The sequence below is a fragment of the Mycolicibacterium rhodesiae genome (genome assembly GCF_002086695.1).
GTDB classification, from domain to species: domain Bacteria; phylum Actinomycetota; class Actinomycetes; order Mycobacteriales; family Mycobacteriaceae; genus Mycobacterium; species Mycobacterium rhodesiae.
Genome location: NZ_MVIH01000015.1, coordinates 89,292 through 106,330, shown reverse-complemented (window position 1 = coordinate 106,330; position 17,039 = coordinate 89,292). Strand labels below are relative to the sequence as shown.

The following is a 17,039-nucleotide window of genomic DNA, read 5'->3' as shown; positions in this document are numbered from 1 at the left end:
GCGAGTAATGACGGAGCTCGGAAAGACGCTTCGCGCAACCAAAACGGCGATTCCCGGGCTGGTCATCTGGGACCTGCCTGTGCACGGCGACAATCGCGGCTGGTTCAAGGAGAACTGGCAGCGCGAGAAGATGGTAGCCGCCGGGATGCCCGACTTCGGGCCGGTGCAGAACAACGTCTCGTTCAACTCCTCGGCCGGCACCACCCGTGGCATTCACGCCGAACCGTGGGACAAGTACATCTCGGTGGCGACCGGACGGATCTTCTGCGCGTGGGTCGATCTGCGCGACGGGCCGACCTTCGGGACGGTGGTGACCGCGGAGGTCGACCCGTCGCGCGCGGTCTTCGTGCCACAGGGTGTCGGCAACGGGTTCCAAACCCTGGAGCCGAACACCGCCTACACCTACCTGGTCAATGACCACTACTCGCCGGATGGTGTCTACACCTCGCTGAACCCCGCTGACGAGACCGTCGCGATCGACTGGCCGATCCCGCTGGACCAGGCCGAGTTGTCCGCGAAGGACCGAGCGCAGGGACCGCTGTCGCAGGTGGTTCCCGTCAAGCCGCGCAAGATCCTGGTGATCGGTTGTAACGGGCAGTTGGGCCGGGCGCTGCGGGCCGCCTACGACGACCTGTCGCATGTCGAGTACGTCGATCTGCCCGATTTCGACCTGACCTCTGATGACCTCGGATCAGCGCGCTCCTGGGGCGATTATGACACGATCATCAACGCCGCCGCCTACACCGCGGTGGACGTCGCCGAGACTGCGGAAGGGCGTGCGGCGGCGTGGGCCGCCAACGTCGCCGGCATCGCGAACCTGACGCGGGTCGCCAGGGCACACCGCCTCACGGTTGTGCACGTGTCGACGGACTACGTCTTCGACGGCACCGCGACTCGGCCCTATCGGGAAGACGATCCGATGACGCCGCTGGCTGTCTACGGACAGACGAAGGCTGCCGGCGACCAGATCATCGGGACGCTGAGCCGGCACTACATCCTGCGCACGTCGTGGGTGATCGGTGATGGCCGAAACTTCGTGCGCACCATGCTTTCTCTCGCCGAGCGCGGTATCGACCCGTCGGTGGTCGACGACCAGATCGGCCGGTTGACGTTCACTTCGGAGCTGGCACGGGCCATCCGGCATGTGACCGAGACCCGAGCACCGTATGGAACCTACAACGTCACTGGATCCGGACCGGCCACCTCATGGGCCGATGTGGCGCGGCGCGTGTTCGAGTTGGCAGGCTACGACCCCGGGCGGGTGACCGGGGTGTCGACGGCGGAGTACTTCAGCAACGCGACCAATCCTGTTGCGCCACGGCCGCTTTACGGGGTTCTGGATCTGGCAAAGATCGAGTCCACCGGGTTCGTGCCTGCTGACGCCGGCGAGAGCCTGGCGGACTATGTTCGGCTGGAAACCCGGAGTACGAGACAGACAGCCGACCACTGACGAATTAGATCGTCGTCCTTGGGATTTCGGCCGTGACCGCGTCCTCGGGAGAATCCTCGCGCAGGAAAGTGGCCCTTACCGACGCGCGCGTGCCCTCGGACCGGAGCATGTAGCTGGCCGGGCGCGGGCGAATGATCAGTGGCCACCAGAACCAGCGACCGAGCAGTGCGGCGATCGAGGGAGTCATCAACGATCGCACGACCAGCGTGTCGAACAGCAGGCCCAAGGCGATCGTGATACCGACCTGACCGATCATGAGCAAGTCGCTGGTAACCAGTGCGGCCATGGTGAACGCGAACACCAGGCCTGCGTTCGTCACGACCTTGCCGCTGCCGCCCATGGCACGGATAATCCCGGTCTTTACGCCCGCGCCTAACTCTTCCTTTATGCGGGATACCAGTAGCAAGTTGTAATCGGAACCAACTGCCAACAGAACGATCACCGACATCGGCAGCACCATCCAATGCAGGTTGATCCCGAGAATGTACTGCCAGAGCAGTACCGAAAGCCCGAACGACGTGCCTAGGGACAGTGCGACCGTGCCCACAATCACTAGCGAGGCGATCAAACTCCGGGTGATGAGGAGCATGATGATGAAAATCAGACAGAGCGAACCTACGGCCGCGATCCACAGGTCGTATTTTGAGCCCTCGCTGAAATCTTTATAGGTCGCGGCAGTGCCGGAAATAGAGATCGTGGCGCCCTGCAGCGGAGTTGCTTTGAGGGCCTCTTCGGCTGCCGATCGGACTTTGGCGGAACTCGCGATGCCCGCGGGGGAGGCGGGATCGTCCTTATGGGAAATGATGAACCGCGCCGCTTTTCCGTCGGGTGACAGATAAGAATTCATGGCTTTCTGGAATTCGGGGTCCTGGAAAACCTCCTGCGGCAGGAAGAAACTGTCGTCATCATGGGCCTCATCAAATGCCTGGCCCATGGCCATTTCATTGACATCTGAATCGTCCATTAGCTTTAGTGTCCCGGTCATCGTGGCGTGCATCCTGAGCATCATGTCGCGGCTCGCTTCAGACAGGGCGATCAGTTTTGGTGTCTGCGCGAGCAGTTGCGGCACGAGCTTGTCAAGATCTGCCAGATATACCAGCAATTCCTTCATTTTGTCGGTAACGCCATCCACGGAATCGGTCGCATCGAGTGCGGATCGCAAGGTCTGGCATATTGGGATGTCGTAGCAGTGCGGCTCCCAATTGAGATAATTGCGAACCGGCCTGAAGAAATCGTCGAAAGCCGCGATGGTATCCCTGAGATTTTGCACTATTGCGTAGGTATTTTGGGTGAGGAGGAACGCGTTATGGGTTAGGTCATTCAGCTGTTTCATCAATTCGTAAACTTGTTTCTGCATGGCGATCTGCCGATTGATCAATGTGATCTGATTGACCATATCGTCATTGCGGGCTTTCATATAGACCAGTTGGGACTTCATGGCCGCGTTCCGCACATCGATTATGAACGGTATCGACGTGTGCTCGATGGGAGTTCCTTTGGGCCGCGTAACTCCCTGTACCCGGGAGATACCGGGCACTTTGAAAATTGCCTTCGCGAGCTTATGGAGGACAAGAAAATCCGCTGGATTCCGCATATCGTGATCCGATTGGATCATGACGATATCCGGCATCATTCGCGCTTCGGGGAAATGGCGATCGGCTCCCGCGTACCCCAGGTTCGCCGGTAGGCCCTGCGGTACATAAAGTCGGTCTTTGTAGCTGGTCTGGTAGCCGGGCAGTGCGATCAGACCGACCAGTGCCACGCACAGGGTCGACAAGAGAATCGGTGCAGGCCAACGCACAACCGCGGTGCCGATCCGACGCCAGCGGCCGGTTTTTATACGTCGCGCCGGCTCGAATAGGCGCATTCGGCTGCCGAGAGCGAGAATCGCGGGCACCAGGGTGAGTGCGACGATGACCGCCACTAGCATCGCAACGGCCGATGGCACGCCCATGGAGGCGAATATCGGCACTCTGGTGAAACTCAGACAGAGCATTGCTCCGGCGATGGTCAGGCCGGAGCCCAGGACGACGGGCGCGACGCTGCGATAAGTGCTGTAATAGGCAGTTTCGGTGTCCTCGCCGGTTTGACGCAGCTCCTGATAACGGCCGAAGAAGAAAATGCCGTAATCGGTCCCCGCTGCCATAGCAAGGGCAACCAGCAAGCTGGTCGCAAATACCGAGAGACCGATGAGATTCTGATCGGCGAGGAAGGCGACGACGCCACGGGCGACGAGGAGTTCGATGCCGACTGTGAACAGCAGTCCTGCAACGGTGACGAGCGAGCGGTACACGAAAAGCAGGACCACAAATATCATGACGGCACTGACGATCGTCAGTTTCACCATGGAGTGATCGCCTGCCTGGGCCATATCGGATACCAGCGCTGCCGGGCCGGTGAGATAGACCTTGAGACCGGGAGGCGGTGGAGTCTTGTCCATGATGGTGCGGACCGCAGCCACCGCGTCTTGGCTCAGCGTCGTGCCGGTGTTGCCAGCCAGATTCAGTTGTACATAGACGGCCTTGCCGTCCTGGCTCTGCGCGGCGTCCGCGGTGAGCCGGTCTGCCCACAGGTCCTGCACGTGCTGAACATGTTTTGGGTCGTTCCGCAGGGCGCGAATCAACTGATCGTAATAGGCGTGCGCATCGTCTCCGAGTTGCTGCTGGCCTTCGATGACTAGCATGGCAAAGCCGTCCGAATCGGACTCCTGGAAAGCGCTGCCCATTCGCTGCATGGCAAGCACCGAGGGCGCGTCCTGCGGGGCCATCGGTACGGCGTGCTGCCGGCCGACGATCTCCAGCAGGGGGACCCCGAATGTCAGCACTAGTGCCAACGCCACCCAGGTCAGAACGATCAAGGGTGACAGTGTTCGGATCGCTCGCGCTACGAATGGCCGACTAAGGCCGCCGGGCGATTCGGCCGTCAACTGGGTGTCTGTCACTTACTTCTTCTCTGGGGTCAGCAGCAGGGCGCGGACCAAGGGGCGTGGTCCGGTGGGCCGCAGCATGGTGCTGGCCGGGCGGGGGCGCACCACCTGCGGCCACCAGAACCAGCGGCCCAGTAGCGCGGCGATCGACGGCGTCATGAACGCACGCACCAGCAGCGTGTCGAACAGCAAACCGACCGCGATGGACATGCCTACCTGGCCGATGCTGATGACGTCACTGACGATCATTGACGCCATGGTGAACGCGAATACCAGTCCGGCGGTCGTCACGACTTTGCCGGTGCCTGCCATAGCCCGGATGATGCCGGTATTGACGCCCGCAGCGAGTTCTTCCCGGATTCGGGCAACCAGCAGCAAATTGTAGTCAGATCCCACGGCTAGCAGGATGATTACCGTCATCACCAACACCGACCAGTGCAATTCGATATGCAATAGGTACTGCCAGACGAGTACGGACAATCCGAAGGATGCGCCCAGAGAAAGCAGAATCGTGCCCACGATGACGATGGCGGCTATCAAACTTCTGGTCATGATGACCATGACGATGAAAATGAGGCAGAGGGCAGCGACGATCGCGATCATCATGTCGTATTTGGTGCCGATAACCACATCTTTCACCTGCGCTGCGGTGCCGGCAAGAAAGATCTGCGACCCTTCCAGCGGTGTTCCCTTGAGCGCTTCCTCGGCCGCGGTCTTAATGGCGTCGACGCGGGCGATTCCTTCGGGTGATGTCGGGTCACCCTTCTGGGAGATGAGCATCCGGGTGGCTTTTCCGTCCGAGGACAAGAAGATCTTCATAATCCGCTGGAAGTCGGGATTCTTGAAAGTTTCCGGGCCAAGGTAGAACGAATCATCGTTTTGGGCGGTGTCGAATGCCCTTCCCATGGCACTCGGATCGCTACCTTGGTCGCTCATCAGGTTGAGGGTGCCTGCCATGGTGCTGTGCGAGGTGAGCAGCATGTCTCGCGACGATTTCAGTATCGCCAGTGTCTCCGGGAACTGCGTGAGGATTTGTGGCAGGAGTAGGTCCATCTGATCGAGATTGACGATCAATTTTTGCAGATTATCAGAAATTAGGTCGGCGCTGTCAAGGGCATCCAAAACGTTTCGCACCGCCCAGCACACGGGAATGTCGAAGCAATGAGGCTCCCAATAGAGATAGTTACGTATTGGTCGTATGAAATCGTCCAATACGGCGATCTGATCCCGTATCTGATGGGTAAGGTCCTGTGCTTCGTGTGCATTGAGGACGGTCTTGTGAGTGAGCTCGGTCGTCTGCTTCGTCAGGTCATAAATACGTTCTGTGATGGCGATGGTTTTCGATAATTGATCTGCCTGTTTCAGCATGTCATCCGCACGATTTTGCTGGAAGATCATGAATTGTTGCTGCCCGGATTGCTGAATGCTGAGCATATACGGGATTGTCGAGTGCGCGACGGGATTTCCGGCCGGCCGCGTTGCGGCCTGAACTTTCTCGATACCCGGAACGGCCAGAACTGCTTTGGCCAATTTGTTCAGGACAAGAAAATCAGCAGAATTGCGCAAGTCGTGATCGGTCTGGATCATCAGGATTTCTGGCGACATCATTGCCGACGGCGGGAAGTGCCGTTCTGCCGCAGCGATTCCTTGAGTTGCGGGTAGTTTCCGCGGCAGGAAATGCTGGTCGTTGTAGTCAGGGCTGAATCCCGGCAGCGTCAGCAGTCCGACAAGAGTGACCGCTAGCGATGCGACGAGAATGGGTGCGGGCCAGCGAACAACCGCCGTCCCTATCCGGCGCCAGCCGCGGGCGTTGGAATTCCGCTTGGGTTCGAAGATCCCGAACCGGCTGCCCACCGCGATCACTGCCGGAACCAGAGTCAGGGCAACCGCGACCGCGACCGCGATGCCTATCGCGCACGGAATGCCAAGTGCCTGGAAGGCGGGCAATCGGGTCAAATGGAGGCAGAGGGTTGCGCCGGACACCGTCAGTCCGGTGGCCAGCACGACCTTCGCGACACTGCGGTAGGTCGTGTAGTACGCCGTCTCCTGATCTTCGCCGGCTAGGCGCGCCTCGTGATAACGGCCGATGAAGAAGATGCCATAGTCGGTACCCGCCGCGATCACCAGTGCGACCAGCAGATTCACTGCCAGTGTGTTGAGCCCGATGATCCCGTAGTGGCCGAGCAGCGCGACGAATCCCCGGGCGGCCTGCAGCTGTATGCCGACGATCAGCAGCAATAGGATCACCGTAACCGGTGAGCGATATATCAGCAGGAGCGTTACGAAGATCACCGCGAGGCTCACCAGCGTGATGGTGGTGACGGTGCTGTTGCCACTCTTGTTGAAATCCGCGGCCAATGCCGTGGGGCCGGTCACGTACGTGGAGAGTCCGGGTGGGGCTGGTGTCTTGGCGACGATATCCCGTACGGCCTGGACTGACTCGTTGGTTGGCGCAGCGCCTGATGTGCCGGTAAGCGACAGCTGAACATAGACAGCTTTGCCATCGGCACTCTGTGCGGCAGCGCTGGTGAGTGGGTCACCCCAGAAGTCTTGGATGTGTTGTACGTGAAGGGTATCGGCGCGGAATTGGCGGATCAGGCTGTCGTAGTACTGGCGGGCCGCGTCATCGAGCGGTTGCTGGCCTTCCAGGACAACCATGGCCGGAGCGCCACCGATACGGGGTCCGGGCTTCTTGTCCGGGTTGTCACCGTCGGAAGTATCTGCCTGGAACGCCTCGGAGATGCGCTGGGATGCTGTGAACGACGGCGCATCAATGGAGTTCTGCGAGGTGGCGTTTTCTGCTTCGACCTGTTCCAGCGTGGGGACGCCGATGGTCAGGCCGACGATGATGGCCAGCCATCCCAGGATGACGAGTACAGAGAATCGGCGAATGTTATGGGCGATCGTCGGTGGGCGGGTATTCACTGGTTGATTTCTCATGAGGCTTTCAGCAGGCAAGAGACGAAGGTGCTCACTTCGTGGGTCGCGGATTCTTCTGATTTGACGACTCCGCCCATCGTGATACGGCAGCCAATGGTTGAACTCTCGCCCTGTGCCGCAACACTGCCGATATCGCCCTCCGCAGAGATGGGGAATTCTAGGGACCAGGGCAGGATGACGTTCTCATGTTTTGGGTTGCCGTCCTCGCCGAAATAGCTCACCAGAGCTGGCGTCCCCGGCGGCCCGAAGACTTCGTACTTCATGTGTTTGGCATCAGCAGGCGTTCCCTTGTCCTTTGTGGTGTCGCCGTACGAGAGGGATTTCTCCGAACCGAAGATGCCGTGTAGACGTGACACGGTGAAGCCTCCGGTAGTCAGCACGAGGAGTACGACCAGAGGAATCCAGAGCCGCTTCAGGGCCGTGAACGCGGAAAGGCGACGCGAGCGATCCTTGCGAGACGTATGTCGGGCTTGAGCTGACATAGGTTCGTGAGCGGCCTTTTGATCGGCGTCGGGCCGAGGCGCGGATGGGTTATCGGTGTTATCGGCTTGAGTTTGCTCGACCTCAGGCAAACTTTCTTCGATCACCGCGCGCTGACCTTTCCTGTCGTCCAAGTCCGTCAACTCCTAGAACCAATCATGAGATGGCGAGTGCAGCTACACATCGAAGCTCGGCATCTTGGTAACCGCCCCAGGGCGGGCGTCACGATCCCCATGCATACAGTTCCGGCAAATCTGCGTTGCCGTCATGACCGCGATCGATCTCGACGAGAGTCAACCATGCTGAGGGCCTCCGTATGGTCTCTTTGCACTGCAACAGCGGAGCATACGCGTACGGGCAAGCGTGGAACTGCCGTAATGGCTAAGTCTTATGTTGATTCCCAGGTGGCTGGATTGACGGGCCCGCAAGCAGTAGGACGCGGACAGGCTAACTCTCAAACCGGCGTCGATGAAGCGCCGAGATATCGCAAAATGCAACACGTTCTCGCTAGTCGATCTCGCCCGTCAGGCCGAACTCGATCAGTGCTCGCTCGGCCAGTGCCCGCAATGCGGGTCGGGTCGTCACCGAGCCCGGCTGGTACGCCCGTACGCATACGCCGACCTGATTCATCTCGGCCGACGTGCCGACAAAGACGTGCAGTTGGCTGCCCGCACGTTCCAGCCAGCCCCGGGTGACGTTCTGGCCGGCGCCCCGAGCGAACATCCCGTCGGACAGCGATGCGTCGGGACGGCTCGCCGCCGGACCCGTATCGCCCAGACTCGAGCACACAGCCGGCTGCTCCGGGTCGCTGACCGCGTAGTCCATTAGGTGCCTCCATGCACGTTTGGGCGTGAAGGGAGTCAGTGCGACGAGCTCGGCCGATTCGTCGGGGGTGTCTTTCGCGTCCTTGAGCGCGTCTTTGATGGCGGCTCGCGCTCCACTCAGATCGGTTGTCACCCCGGTCGGGTCGATGCCGACGCGGACGAACGAGACGGCGACCGCCCGCGCGTCGTCCATCGTGCGGGTATTGACGGTGAGCAGCAGTCTCACGTCATCGGCGTCGCCATGCAGACGTCCCATGTGCCGGTCGAGCCTCGCGGTGAACGCGGCAGCCAGTGCGCTGGTCGTTCCACCCAGGGCCTCGGCGCGAGCGGTCCACTCGTCCAGCCGGAGTCGGATCCAGATATTGGGCACGATCACCAACTCGCTCGCGCCGCTGCTCGGCGTCGCCGTCGTCAGCGACGCTTGGGCCTGCGAGTGGACCACATCCTGCTGGCGGCGCCGGGCCTCTTTCACCGCCGCGCGCAAAGCCTGTGCGGTGGCAGGCATGTCGCGCACGGTTTCGCGGGCGTCCTGAAGCAGGGCATGCAGACCTGAGCGCACTCGCGGCGGCGGGTAGCCGAGATCGCGCGAAACCCCCCAGAGCGCCTCGGTCACCGCGACGGCCGCGCCGATGCCGTCGATGACGTAGTGCGACAGCACCAGGCTGATCGCGGTCGAGCCGTCGCTCAGCGGTACGACGCTGATCCGCCACCCGGGGCCCGATTCGGGATCGATCGGCAGTTGAGTGCACTCGTCGAACCAGTCGCCGAGTTCGGCGCGCGGACGAATGTCGGTGGCGACATCGAGTTTCGCCGGCGCCGGGTCGGCCACCCAGCGCCACCGGCCGAACGGCAAGGGCGAGCGCTCGATGAGCCGGCCCATCATCCCTTTGCCGAGCTCGACGCGAAATTTCTCCAACTGCTCGAGATCGACGGCGTTGTTATAGAGCCATCCGACCTGCATCACTTCCTTCTGGCCGACGGCGCGGTGCCCGGCATAGAAGGCTTGGTCCATCAAATCGAGCCGATTGTCCAGCCGGGCACCGTCGTTGGATGCGCGTGCAGGCCGGTCCTGGATTGACACGAGCGTCAGAGTAGCCGAACGGCCCTTTTCGTTGGCCGACGTTTGCCGCTTCGTTGACGGGGACGCCAATACCGTGGCGAAGCGCTCGCGGTAACCCTATTCTGCGGCTGTGATCACAAGCCGGCCCAGTGCTGACAATCCTCAAGAGGGCCCTCGGAGCCGCCCGGTGGCCCTGTTCGTGTTGGGCAACGGCCGCTCCGGGACGTCGGCGCTGGCGCGGGTTCTCTCGCTGTGCGGAGGCTCGCTGCCCCCGGGTCTGTTGGGCGCCACCTCCGAGAATCCGCGCGGGTTCTTCGAGGCCCGCGCCGTCATCCATCTGAACCAGGCGATCCTGCACGCCCACGGCAAATCCGGTTACGACATGGCACTGGACGCCCATCAGGACGGCACCTTCGACGTAGATCGCAACGGTGTCTGGGTCGCCAAGCTTCGCGACTACCTCGCCGGTCTGCCGCCCGCTCCGGTCGTGGTCATCAAGGAACCGAAGACGACGACGGTGTCCGGAATCTGGTTCGAGGCGGCGCGCCAGGCCGGCTTCGACGTTGCGGCCGTGATCGCGGTGCGCCACCCCGACGAGATCATCGGATCACTGGAAAAGCGGGCCAACCAGCAGAATTACGTCGAATCCTCGCCGGAGCTCACCTGCGCCTGGTGGCTGAAGTACAGCCTGCTGGCCGAGCGGGACACCCGCGGCGTGCCGCGGGTGTTCGTCGATTACGCGAACCTGCTCGAAGACTGGCGTCGGGAACGGAAGCGGATCTCCACCGCACTCGCGATCGATCTCGACGCCGAGGACGAGGGTGCCGTCGATGAGTTCCTCACCCCGGACCTTCGGCACCATCAGACCCGGGGCGAGTTGACCGAGCCGTTTGGCACCGACTGGGTGCGGACCGTGTACGACACCCTGGCCGCGGCCGCGCGCGACGAGGGCTTGGACGAGGCCGCGCTTGATCGAGTTTTCGGCGCATATGCGGCCAGCGAATTCGGGTTCCGGCAGGCGTTCACCGACTCCGGTCGGTACCGCAAGCTCGACCGGCTGTTGCCGCCGTTCGTGGTGAAGCTGGGCCTGGAGACCCTGGCCCTGTTTCACCGGCGCAAGGGGACGTGGGCGTAAACCGATGAAATTCGTGCTGGCTTTCTACGGAACCCGCGGCGACGTGGAGCCCGGCATCGCGGTCGGGCGTGAGCTGCTGAACCGCGGCCACGATGTGCAGATGGCCGTCCCGCCCGACCTTATCGGTTCGGCCGAGGCGGTCGGCCTCATGGCGGTCGAGTACGGCCCCGATACGCGGGCATGGCTGGAGAACACCCGCGACTTCTGGGGCTACTTCTTCCGCAACTTCTGGCGCGTCCGGGACGTTCGGAGGTTCCTGCAGGAATCGCGAGGGCCCGGTCTTCGGGCCTGGGGCGCCATGAGCAGGGCATTGGTACCGGTCGCGGGTGGGGCTGATCTACTGGTCACCGGGGTCAGCTACGAGGAGCTCGTCTTCGACGTCGCGGAATACTGCGACGTGCCGCTGGCCACGGTGCTGTGGTATCCGATGCGGGTCAACGGCAAGCTCCTGCCGAATCTGCCTGAGCCGGTGGTCCGCTCGGTGATGAAGGTGGGCGAGTGGCTGATCTGGCGCGGCGTGAAGAAAGAGGTCGGTGCAGCGCGGCGCGAGCTGGGCCTGGCGCGGGCGGCCGGCCCGGTGCCCGGCCGGATCGCCGACCGCGAACTGCTGGAGATCCAGGCCTATGACGACGCGCTCTTCCCCGGGTTGGCCGATGAATGGGCAGGCTGGGGTGGCCAGCGACCCTTCGTCGGCACGCTGACTCTGGAGTTGCCCACCGAAGCCGACTCTGACGTGATGTCGTGGATCGCGGCGGGGACCCCGCCGATCTGCTTCGGATTCGGCAGCATTCCGGTGGAGTCGCCCGCCGACATGATCGAGATGATTGCGGGCGCCTGCGCGCAGGTCGGGGAGCGGGCATTGCTGTGTGCCGGCTGGACCGACTTCAGCGACGTCCCGCCGTTCGACCACGTCAAGGTGGTGGGCGCGGTCAATTACGCGACGATCTTCCCGTCCTGCCGGGCGGTTGTGCACCACGGCGGCGCGGGCACCACGGCCGCGGGCCTGCGCGCCGGCGTCCCGACCCTGATCCTCTATATGGCCGATGTCCAGATGATCTGGGGTACCGCCGTCAAGAGGCTGAAGGTGGGCGCCACCCGCAAATTCGCTGCCGCCACCGAGAAGACGCTGGTCAAGGATCTGCGCACCATTCTCGCCCCGGAATACCGCGCCCGCGCCCGCGAACTCGGGGGCAGGATGATCAGACCTGCCGACAGTGTGACGACCGCCGCCGACCTGCTGGAAGATTTCGCCCGCCGCAGGCGGGTTCGCTGAATCGTCGATCTGATCTGCGGAAAACGTCAAAAACTGACGACTCTGAAAGTTTAGACTCAGCGCCGAATTGCTGGCATGCGAGATAGGGCCCCAGAAATTGCGAAGGACATTGTGACCATCACCGACTACGACGTGCGATCGCTGTACCTCGACCTGCTTCGGCGCAATCTGACCCGGTTCGGGATGCACGAACGGATGCCCTCGGACTGGCCCTTGCGGCGCCGTCTCCTGCTCAAGGCTGCCAACACCTTCGGCCCCAAACTCCGCGGCGGTGGCCTGAGCAACCAGAACTATCGCGAAGCGGGCCTGGACTGGCCGGCCGAGGCCGAGACGATGATCGGCATGAAGCGGCTGACCAGTCTGCAGGAGTGTGTGGAGACGGTTCTCGCCGACGATGTTCCGGGCGACCTCGTCGAAACCGGCGTGTGGCGCGGTGGCGCGTGCATCCTGATGCGGGCGGTGCTGGCGGCCTACGGTGATCGGACCCGCAATGTCTGGCTGTGTGACTCCTTCCAGGGTGTGCCGCGTTCGGACACCGAAAATTACAAGGAGGACAAGGGGATTCACGCCGAGATCGTCTCTGGAATCCTGGGTGTCTCGGAAGCCGATGTCCGCAAGAACTTCGAGCGCTACGGACTGCTGGACGACCAGGTCCGTTTCCTGCCCGGCTGGTTCAAGGACACGTTGCACGACGCCCCGATCGAGGCCATCTCGGTGTTGCGCCTCGACGGCGACCTCTACGAGTCCACGATCCAGGCACTGGACGCGCTGTATCCGCGGCTGTCGCCCGGCGGCTTCTGCATCGTCGACGATTACCTGGCTGTCAAGGCGTGCGAGAAGGCTGTGACCGATTATCGCGAAAAGCACGGCATCACAGCGGAGATCACCGACATCGATGGGACGGGCGTATTGTGGCGCAAGTAGTGAAGACATGGCCGTCTTCGCCGCCGCGCAGCGCCTATGCCTGACGGCGAAGGTCGGGTACGGATCGGCATTCTGGGCACCGCCCGCGTCGCACCTGGGGTGCTAATCAAGCCCGCCAAGAAGAATACCGAGGTCGTCGTCGCTGGGGTGGCGGCACGAGACGTGTCGCGGGGCAGAGCTTTCGCAGCCAAGCATGGCATCGCCCGGGTATACGACAGCTACGATGCGCTGATCGCTGATCCCGATGTGGACGCGGTGTACAACCCGTTGCCGAACGCCTTGCACGGCAGGTGGACTCGGGCTGCGCTCGCAGCGGGAAAGCACGTCCTGTGCGAGAAACCGTTCATGGCGAATGCCGTCGAGGCCCGCGAGATCGCTGATCTGGCAACGGCATCGGACCGGGTGGTGATGGAGGCGTTTCACTACCGCTACCACCCGTTCGCGGCGCGGGTTGAGCAGATCATCGCGTCCGGGGAATTGGGCACGCTGCAGCGGGTAGAGGCGGCCGACTGTTTCTGGTTGCGGAACTTCTCGGCGAACGCCTACAACTACGCCCTCGGCGGCGGATCACTGATGGATCTGGGCAGCTATGCGGTCGACATGCTCCGCAATTTCGGCGGTTCGACTCCGGATGTTGTTTCGGCACAGGCGAAATTGCGCGGTCCCTGGGTGGACCGTGCGATGACGGCCGAGTTGCGGTTTCCCGAAGGGCATACTGGCAGGCTGCATTGCTCGCTGTGGTCGGCCAGCCCACCGCACTACACGGCCAGGGTGATCGGTGATCGCGGTGAGCTGCGATTGCACCCGGTGACCCCCTACCAGCAGTTCACCGTCCGATCGGCCGACGGCAAGCGAACCGAGCGCTTCTTCAAGGCGCGCCGCACGTATGACTACCAGCTGGAGGCGTTCGCGGCTGCGGTGCTACGAGGCGAGCCGGTGAAAACATCTGCGGCAGAAGCAGTTAAGAACATGACCGTCATCGACGCGATCTACCGTGCGGCCGGCCTTCCGCCGCGCGAGCCAGTTTTGGGGCCGCGATGAGATTTGTGCTTCCAAGCCACGGCGGTCGCGGCGATATCGAGCCAACGGTGGTGGTCGGACGTGAGTTACAGCGTCGAGGGCATGAGGTTCAGGTGGCTGTTCCACCCAATCTGGTGGATTTTGTGTCGGGGCTGGGTCTCCCTGCCATCCCCTACGGAGCTGATTCCCGTGCCATGGCGGATCTGCAGCGTGATTACTGGACTTGCCTGTTCCGAAGCCCGTGGCGAGCGAAGGAACTCGACCGGGTGGGGCGCCAGATCGGCGAGTTTCTCAGCAGATGCTGGCCGGCGGAGGAAAACCGGAAGCTGGCGGAGTTGGCAGAGGGGGCCGATCTCATTCTCGGCGGCCTGGGTTTTGAGCAATTCGCAGCCAATGTTGCTGAATGCCATAACATCCCATTCGCCACCTTGCAGTTCTACCCCGTGCGCGCCAACGGCCAGCTACTGCGGTTTATGCCCGATCGGGTGGGGCGTGCCGCAATGACGGCGTATGAGAAGCTGTCGTGGAGCGGCGTGGTGCGGGAGATCGAAGACGCCCAGCGCCAGGAGCTCGGTCTACCGAAGGCGCAAGCACCGTGGCCACAACGGATTGCCGACTATCGATCACTGGAGATCCAGGCCTACGAGCAGATTTACTTCCCGGGATTGGCGGCCGAGTGGGCCCGATTTGACGGGTTGCGCCCGTTTGTCGGGACACTGGCGCTGGAGTTGCCTACTGAGGCTGACGAGGAGGTGCTGGCGTGGATTGCCGAAGGAGCACCGCCCATTTTCTTTGGGTTTGGCAGCATCCCGGTCGGCTCCGCGGCGGACACGTTCACCATGATCGGCAATGTGTGTGCGCGGCTGGGTCAACGGGCGTTGGTAGCCGCTGGTGGTACTGACACAAGCAAGATCCCGCACTTCGATCATGTCAAGGTCGTAGGCGCGATGAATTACGCGACAATTTTTCCGGCGTGCCGTGCGGTTGTCCACCACGGCGGCTCTGGGACCCTGGCTGCGGGTTTACGTGCTGGGTTACCCACATTGGTGCTCTGGACACTTCCTGACCAGCCCTTCTTCGGGGCGGCGGTGAAGAGGCTGAAAGTGGGCGCGGCCCAACGACTATCGACTACCACGGAGAAGTCTTTGGCCGAGAAATTGGGCCGTATTCTGCGGCCCGAGTATTCCGTCGGGGCCCGAGCGGTGGCCACTCGCATGAGTAAACCGCAGGGGAGTTCCATGGCTGCCGCTGATCTTGTGGAGGACTTTGCGCGGTCGCATAGCTGATCAGGGCGGATTTGTGATGGTCAGGAGGCGAAATGTGCCTCGTTGATATGTTCGGCGACTCGCAACGCATTAGCGGCCACGGTCAGGCTCGGATTGATACCCGAACTCGACGGAAAGAATGACGCGTCGGCCACGTAGAGATTTTCCAGCTCATGGGCGCGGTTGTGCGCGTCCAACACGCTGGTGGCGGGATCGGCACCGAAACGTACTGTGCCACAGGCGTGCCCCAGGGTCCCGTTGTTCTCCCCGGTGCGCAAGGTGAGTGTGCGGAACGGCCGCAGTACGTCGTTGAGGGCGCTCAGAAACACCTCACGGCGGGCAAGTTCGCCGGGGTGCAGTCGGTACTGAATCCGCAACCGTTGGCGGCCGTCGGTGCTGGGCCGATCGCTGGGCAGGACGCGGTTGTCGCGGTAGGGCAGGTCCTCCATGATCGCGGCGAGAACGAGTCCGCCGCTGATCACGCGGTCGTAAACCGGGCGGGCGACGGGGCTGGCCCATCGCAGAGCCTTCGCCATCAGACCAGGTTGGTTCATCATCATGTCGACGGGCGCCAGTGATGCCATCGAACTGGCTGATTGCACCGTGCCGTACTTCTGACCGTCGATGGTGTAGAAATCGTTGAGCCCGATCTCTTTGTTCTCGGCAGTGATCCGGCTGCCGCGCTGTGGCCAGATCTCGATCCAGTCCATTACATGGCGCATCAGGTTGCGGCCCACCATGTCTGAGCCGTTGGCCAGTCCGCGCGGCCAATCACCGGAGCGGGAATTGAGCAGCAATACCGGGGTGGCCAGTGCTCCGGCGGCCAGCACCACGACCTTGGCCCGCAGCGCCAGCATGTCGTTGCCGCGCTGGCAGATGATGTGCTGCACCCGAGTCTGGCCGGCGTCCAGGCGCACGACCCGGCATTCGTCTAGTAGCGAAGCCCCGTATTCGGTGACGGCGGGAAGCACACCGGCGCGGCCGCCGTCGTTCTTGCATCCTTTGGGACACAGGTATGCCTGACACGTCAGGCAGTCGTCGGCGTAGTCGCAGGCCATCGGCAGGTGGTAGGGGTGTAGTCCGCGGCCGGATAGATAGTTGACCAGCGGCTGGTTGTCGGGCGAAAAAGGTGGTGCAGCAGGCAGATTCGCGCCGGACTTCGGCCGTAACGGGTCGGGTTGACCACGGACGCCGAGGAGCTTTTCCGCCTGTGTGTACCACGGTGCCAGTTGTTCGTAGGTGATCGGCCAGGATTCCGGCACTGTTGATTCGCCGGGGTTGGTGAAGAATTGCCGGGGCGTGAAATCGTCGGCGAAAAACCGTTCGCACACCATGCCGTACAGCGCCGATGAGCCACCGGGCCCGGCGCCGATGAATGGCACGAAGGTCCTCGGGCGGCGCCCGCTGATATCGGTGATCTCGTCAGTGCTGCGGCCGGACCGAGCGAGGGCGTCGTAGTAGGTAGTCTTCGACCGGGACAGGTGTGGCTCGGCGATTTCGGGCATCGCGGAGCGGATTGTGTCGGCTGTGCCGGGCAGCGTCGAACGGCCCTTTTCCACGAACAGCAGCCGGCGGCCCGCGCGGGCCAGTCGCTGACCCAGCATCCCGCCGCCCATGCCTGCGCCGACGACGATCACATCCCAGTCGATATGTTCGGCTCCGCGCCCGGTCAATTCGCAATCAGGCACTATTCGGGCTCCTCATCATGGCGGCCCAACAATGTTCTGGTTCGGGCGATTCGG

The 17,039-nt window shown here is 62.4% G+C and carries 11 protein-coding genes; 6 read left to right on the top strand and 5 right to left on the bottom strand.

All coding sequences use genetic code 11. The annotated features are described in order from the left end of the window. The first annotated feature begins 7 nt into the window (after window positions 1-7). Window positions 8-1,450 (top strand): sugar nucleotide-binding protein, encoded by a 1,443-nt coding sequence (locus BST42_RS23725; protein ID WP_083121773.1) that lies wholly within the window; start codon window positions 8-10, stop codon window positions 1,448-1,450. Window positions 1,451-1,454: 4 nt separating this feature from the next. Here BST42_RS23725 and BST42_RS23720 read toward each other — a convergent pair whose 3' ends face one another. The 4 genes from BST42_RS23720 to BST42_RS23705 all read right to left on the bottom strand — a co-directional run bounded on the left by BST42_RS23720 (window position 1,455) and on the right by BST42_RS23705 (window position 9,701). Then, complete coding sequence (locus BST42_RS23720) at window positions 1,455-4,391, bottom strand: MMPL/RND family transporter (RefSeq protein WP_083121772.1); 2,937 nt, start codon at window positions 4,389-4,391, stop codon at window positions 1,455-1,457. After that, a complete protein-coding gene (locus BST42_RS23715) occupies window positions 4,392-7,316 on the bottom strand; it encodes an MMPL/RND family transporter (RefSeq protein ID WP_083121771.1) in 2,925 nt (974 codons plus the stop codon). Next, window positions 7,313-7,732 (bottom strand): MmpS family transport accessory protein, encoded by a 420-nt coding sequence (locus BST42_RS23710; protein WP_083121787.1) that lies wholly within the window; start codon window positions 7,730-7,732, stop codon window positions 7,313-7,315. Before BST42_RS23710 ends, BST42_RS23715 begins: the two co-directional genes overlap by 4 nt. 571 nt (window positions 7,733-8,303) lie before the next feature. Continuing rightward, the gene (locus BST42_RS23705) at window positions 8,304-9,701 is read right to left on the bottom strand and encodes a condensation domain-containing protein (RefSeq protein ID WP_083121770.1); all 1,398 of its coding nucleotides are present in this window, start codon (window positions 9,699-9,701) and stop codon (window positions 8,304-8,306) included. 166 nt (window positions 9,702-9,867) lie between these two features. Here BST42_RS23705 and BST42_RS23700 point away from each other — a divergent pair, with 166 nt between their 5' ends. The 5 genes from BST42_RS23700 (at window position 9,868) to BST42_RS23680 (ending at window position 15,318) form a co-directional block, all read left to right on the top strand. Further along, a complete protein-coding gene (locus tag BST42_RS23700; RefSeq protein ID WP_083121769.1) occupies window positions 9,868-10,815 on the top strand; it encodes a sulfotransferase family protein in 948 nt (315 codons plus the stop codon). Window positions 10,816-10,819: 4 nt separating this feature from the next. Further along, window positions 10,820-12,088: a glycosyltransferase gene (locus tag BST42_RS23695; protein ID WP_083121768.1), complete on the top strand. Its 1,269-nt coding sequence runs from the start codon at window positions 10,820-10,822 to the stop codon at window positions 12,086-12,088. A gap of 111 nt (window positions 12,089-12,199) precedes the next feature. Continuing rightward, complete coding sequence (locus BST42_RS23690) at window positions 12,200-13,012, top strand: TylF/MycF/NovP-related O-methyltransferase (RefSeq protein WP_083121767.1); 813 nt, start codon at window positions 12,200-12,202, stop codon at window positions 13,010-13,012. Window positions 13,013-13,048: 36 nt separating this feature from the next. Next, a complete protein-coding gene (locus BST42_RS23685) occupies window positions 13,049-14,053 on the top strand; it encodes a Gfo/Idh/MocA family protein (protein ID WP_083121766.1) in 1,005 nt (334 codons plus the stop codon). Then, entirely contained in the window at window positions 14,050-15,318 is a 1,269-nt protein-coding gene (locus BST42_RS23680; RefSeq protein ID WP_083121765.1) for a glycosyltransferase, read from the top strand. The genes BST42_RS23685 and BST42_RS23680 overlap by 4 nt, the downstream gene beginning before the upstream one ends. 20 nt (window positions 15,319-15,338) lie before the next feature. Here BST42_RS23680 and BST42_RS23675 read toward each other — a convergent pair whose 3' ends face one another. Then, a complete protein-coding gene (locus BST42_RS23675; protein WP_083121764.1) occupies window positions 15,339-16,985 on the bottom strand; it encodes a GMC oxidoreductase in 1,647 nt (548 codons plus the stop codon). Window positions 16,986-17,039 lie beyond the last annotated feature (54 nt).

Coding starts and splice junctions, on each gene's coding strand:
- BST42_RS23715 (WP_083121771.1), bottom strand. CDS start 7,316: ATGAGAAATCAACCAGTGAATACCCGCCCACCGACGATCGCCCATAAC.
- BST42_RS23725 (WP_083121773.1), top strand. CDS start 8: ATGACGGAGCTCGGAAAGACGCTTCGCGCAACCAAAACGGCGATTCCC.
- BST42_RS23685 (WP_083121766.1), top strand. CDS start 13,049: ATGCCTGACGGCGAAGGTCGGGTACGGATCGGCATTCTGGGCACCGCC.
- BST42_RS23680 (WP_083121765.1), top strand. CDS start 14,050: ATGAGATTTGTGCTTCCAAGCCACGGCGGTCGCGGCGATATCGAGCCA.
- BST42_RS23695 (WP_083121768.1), top strand. CDS start 10,820: ATGAAATTCGTGCTGGCTTTCTACGGAACCCGCGGCGACGTGGAGCCC.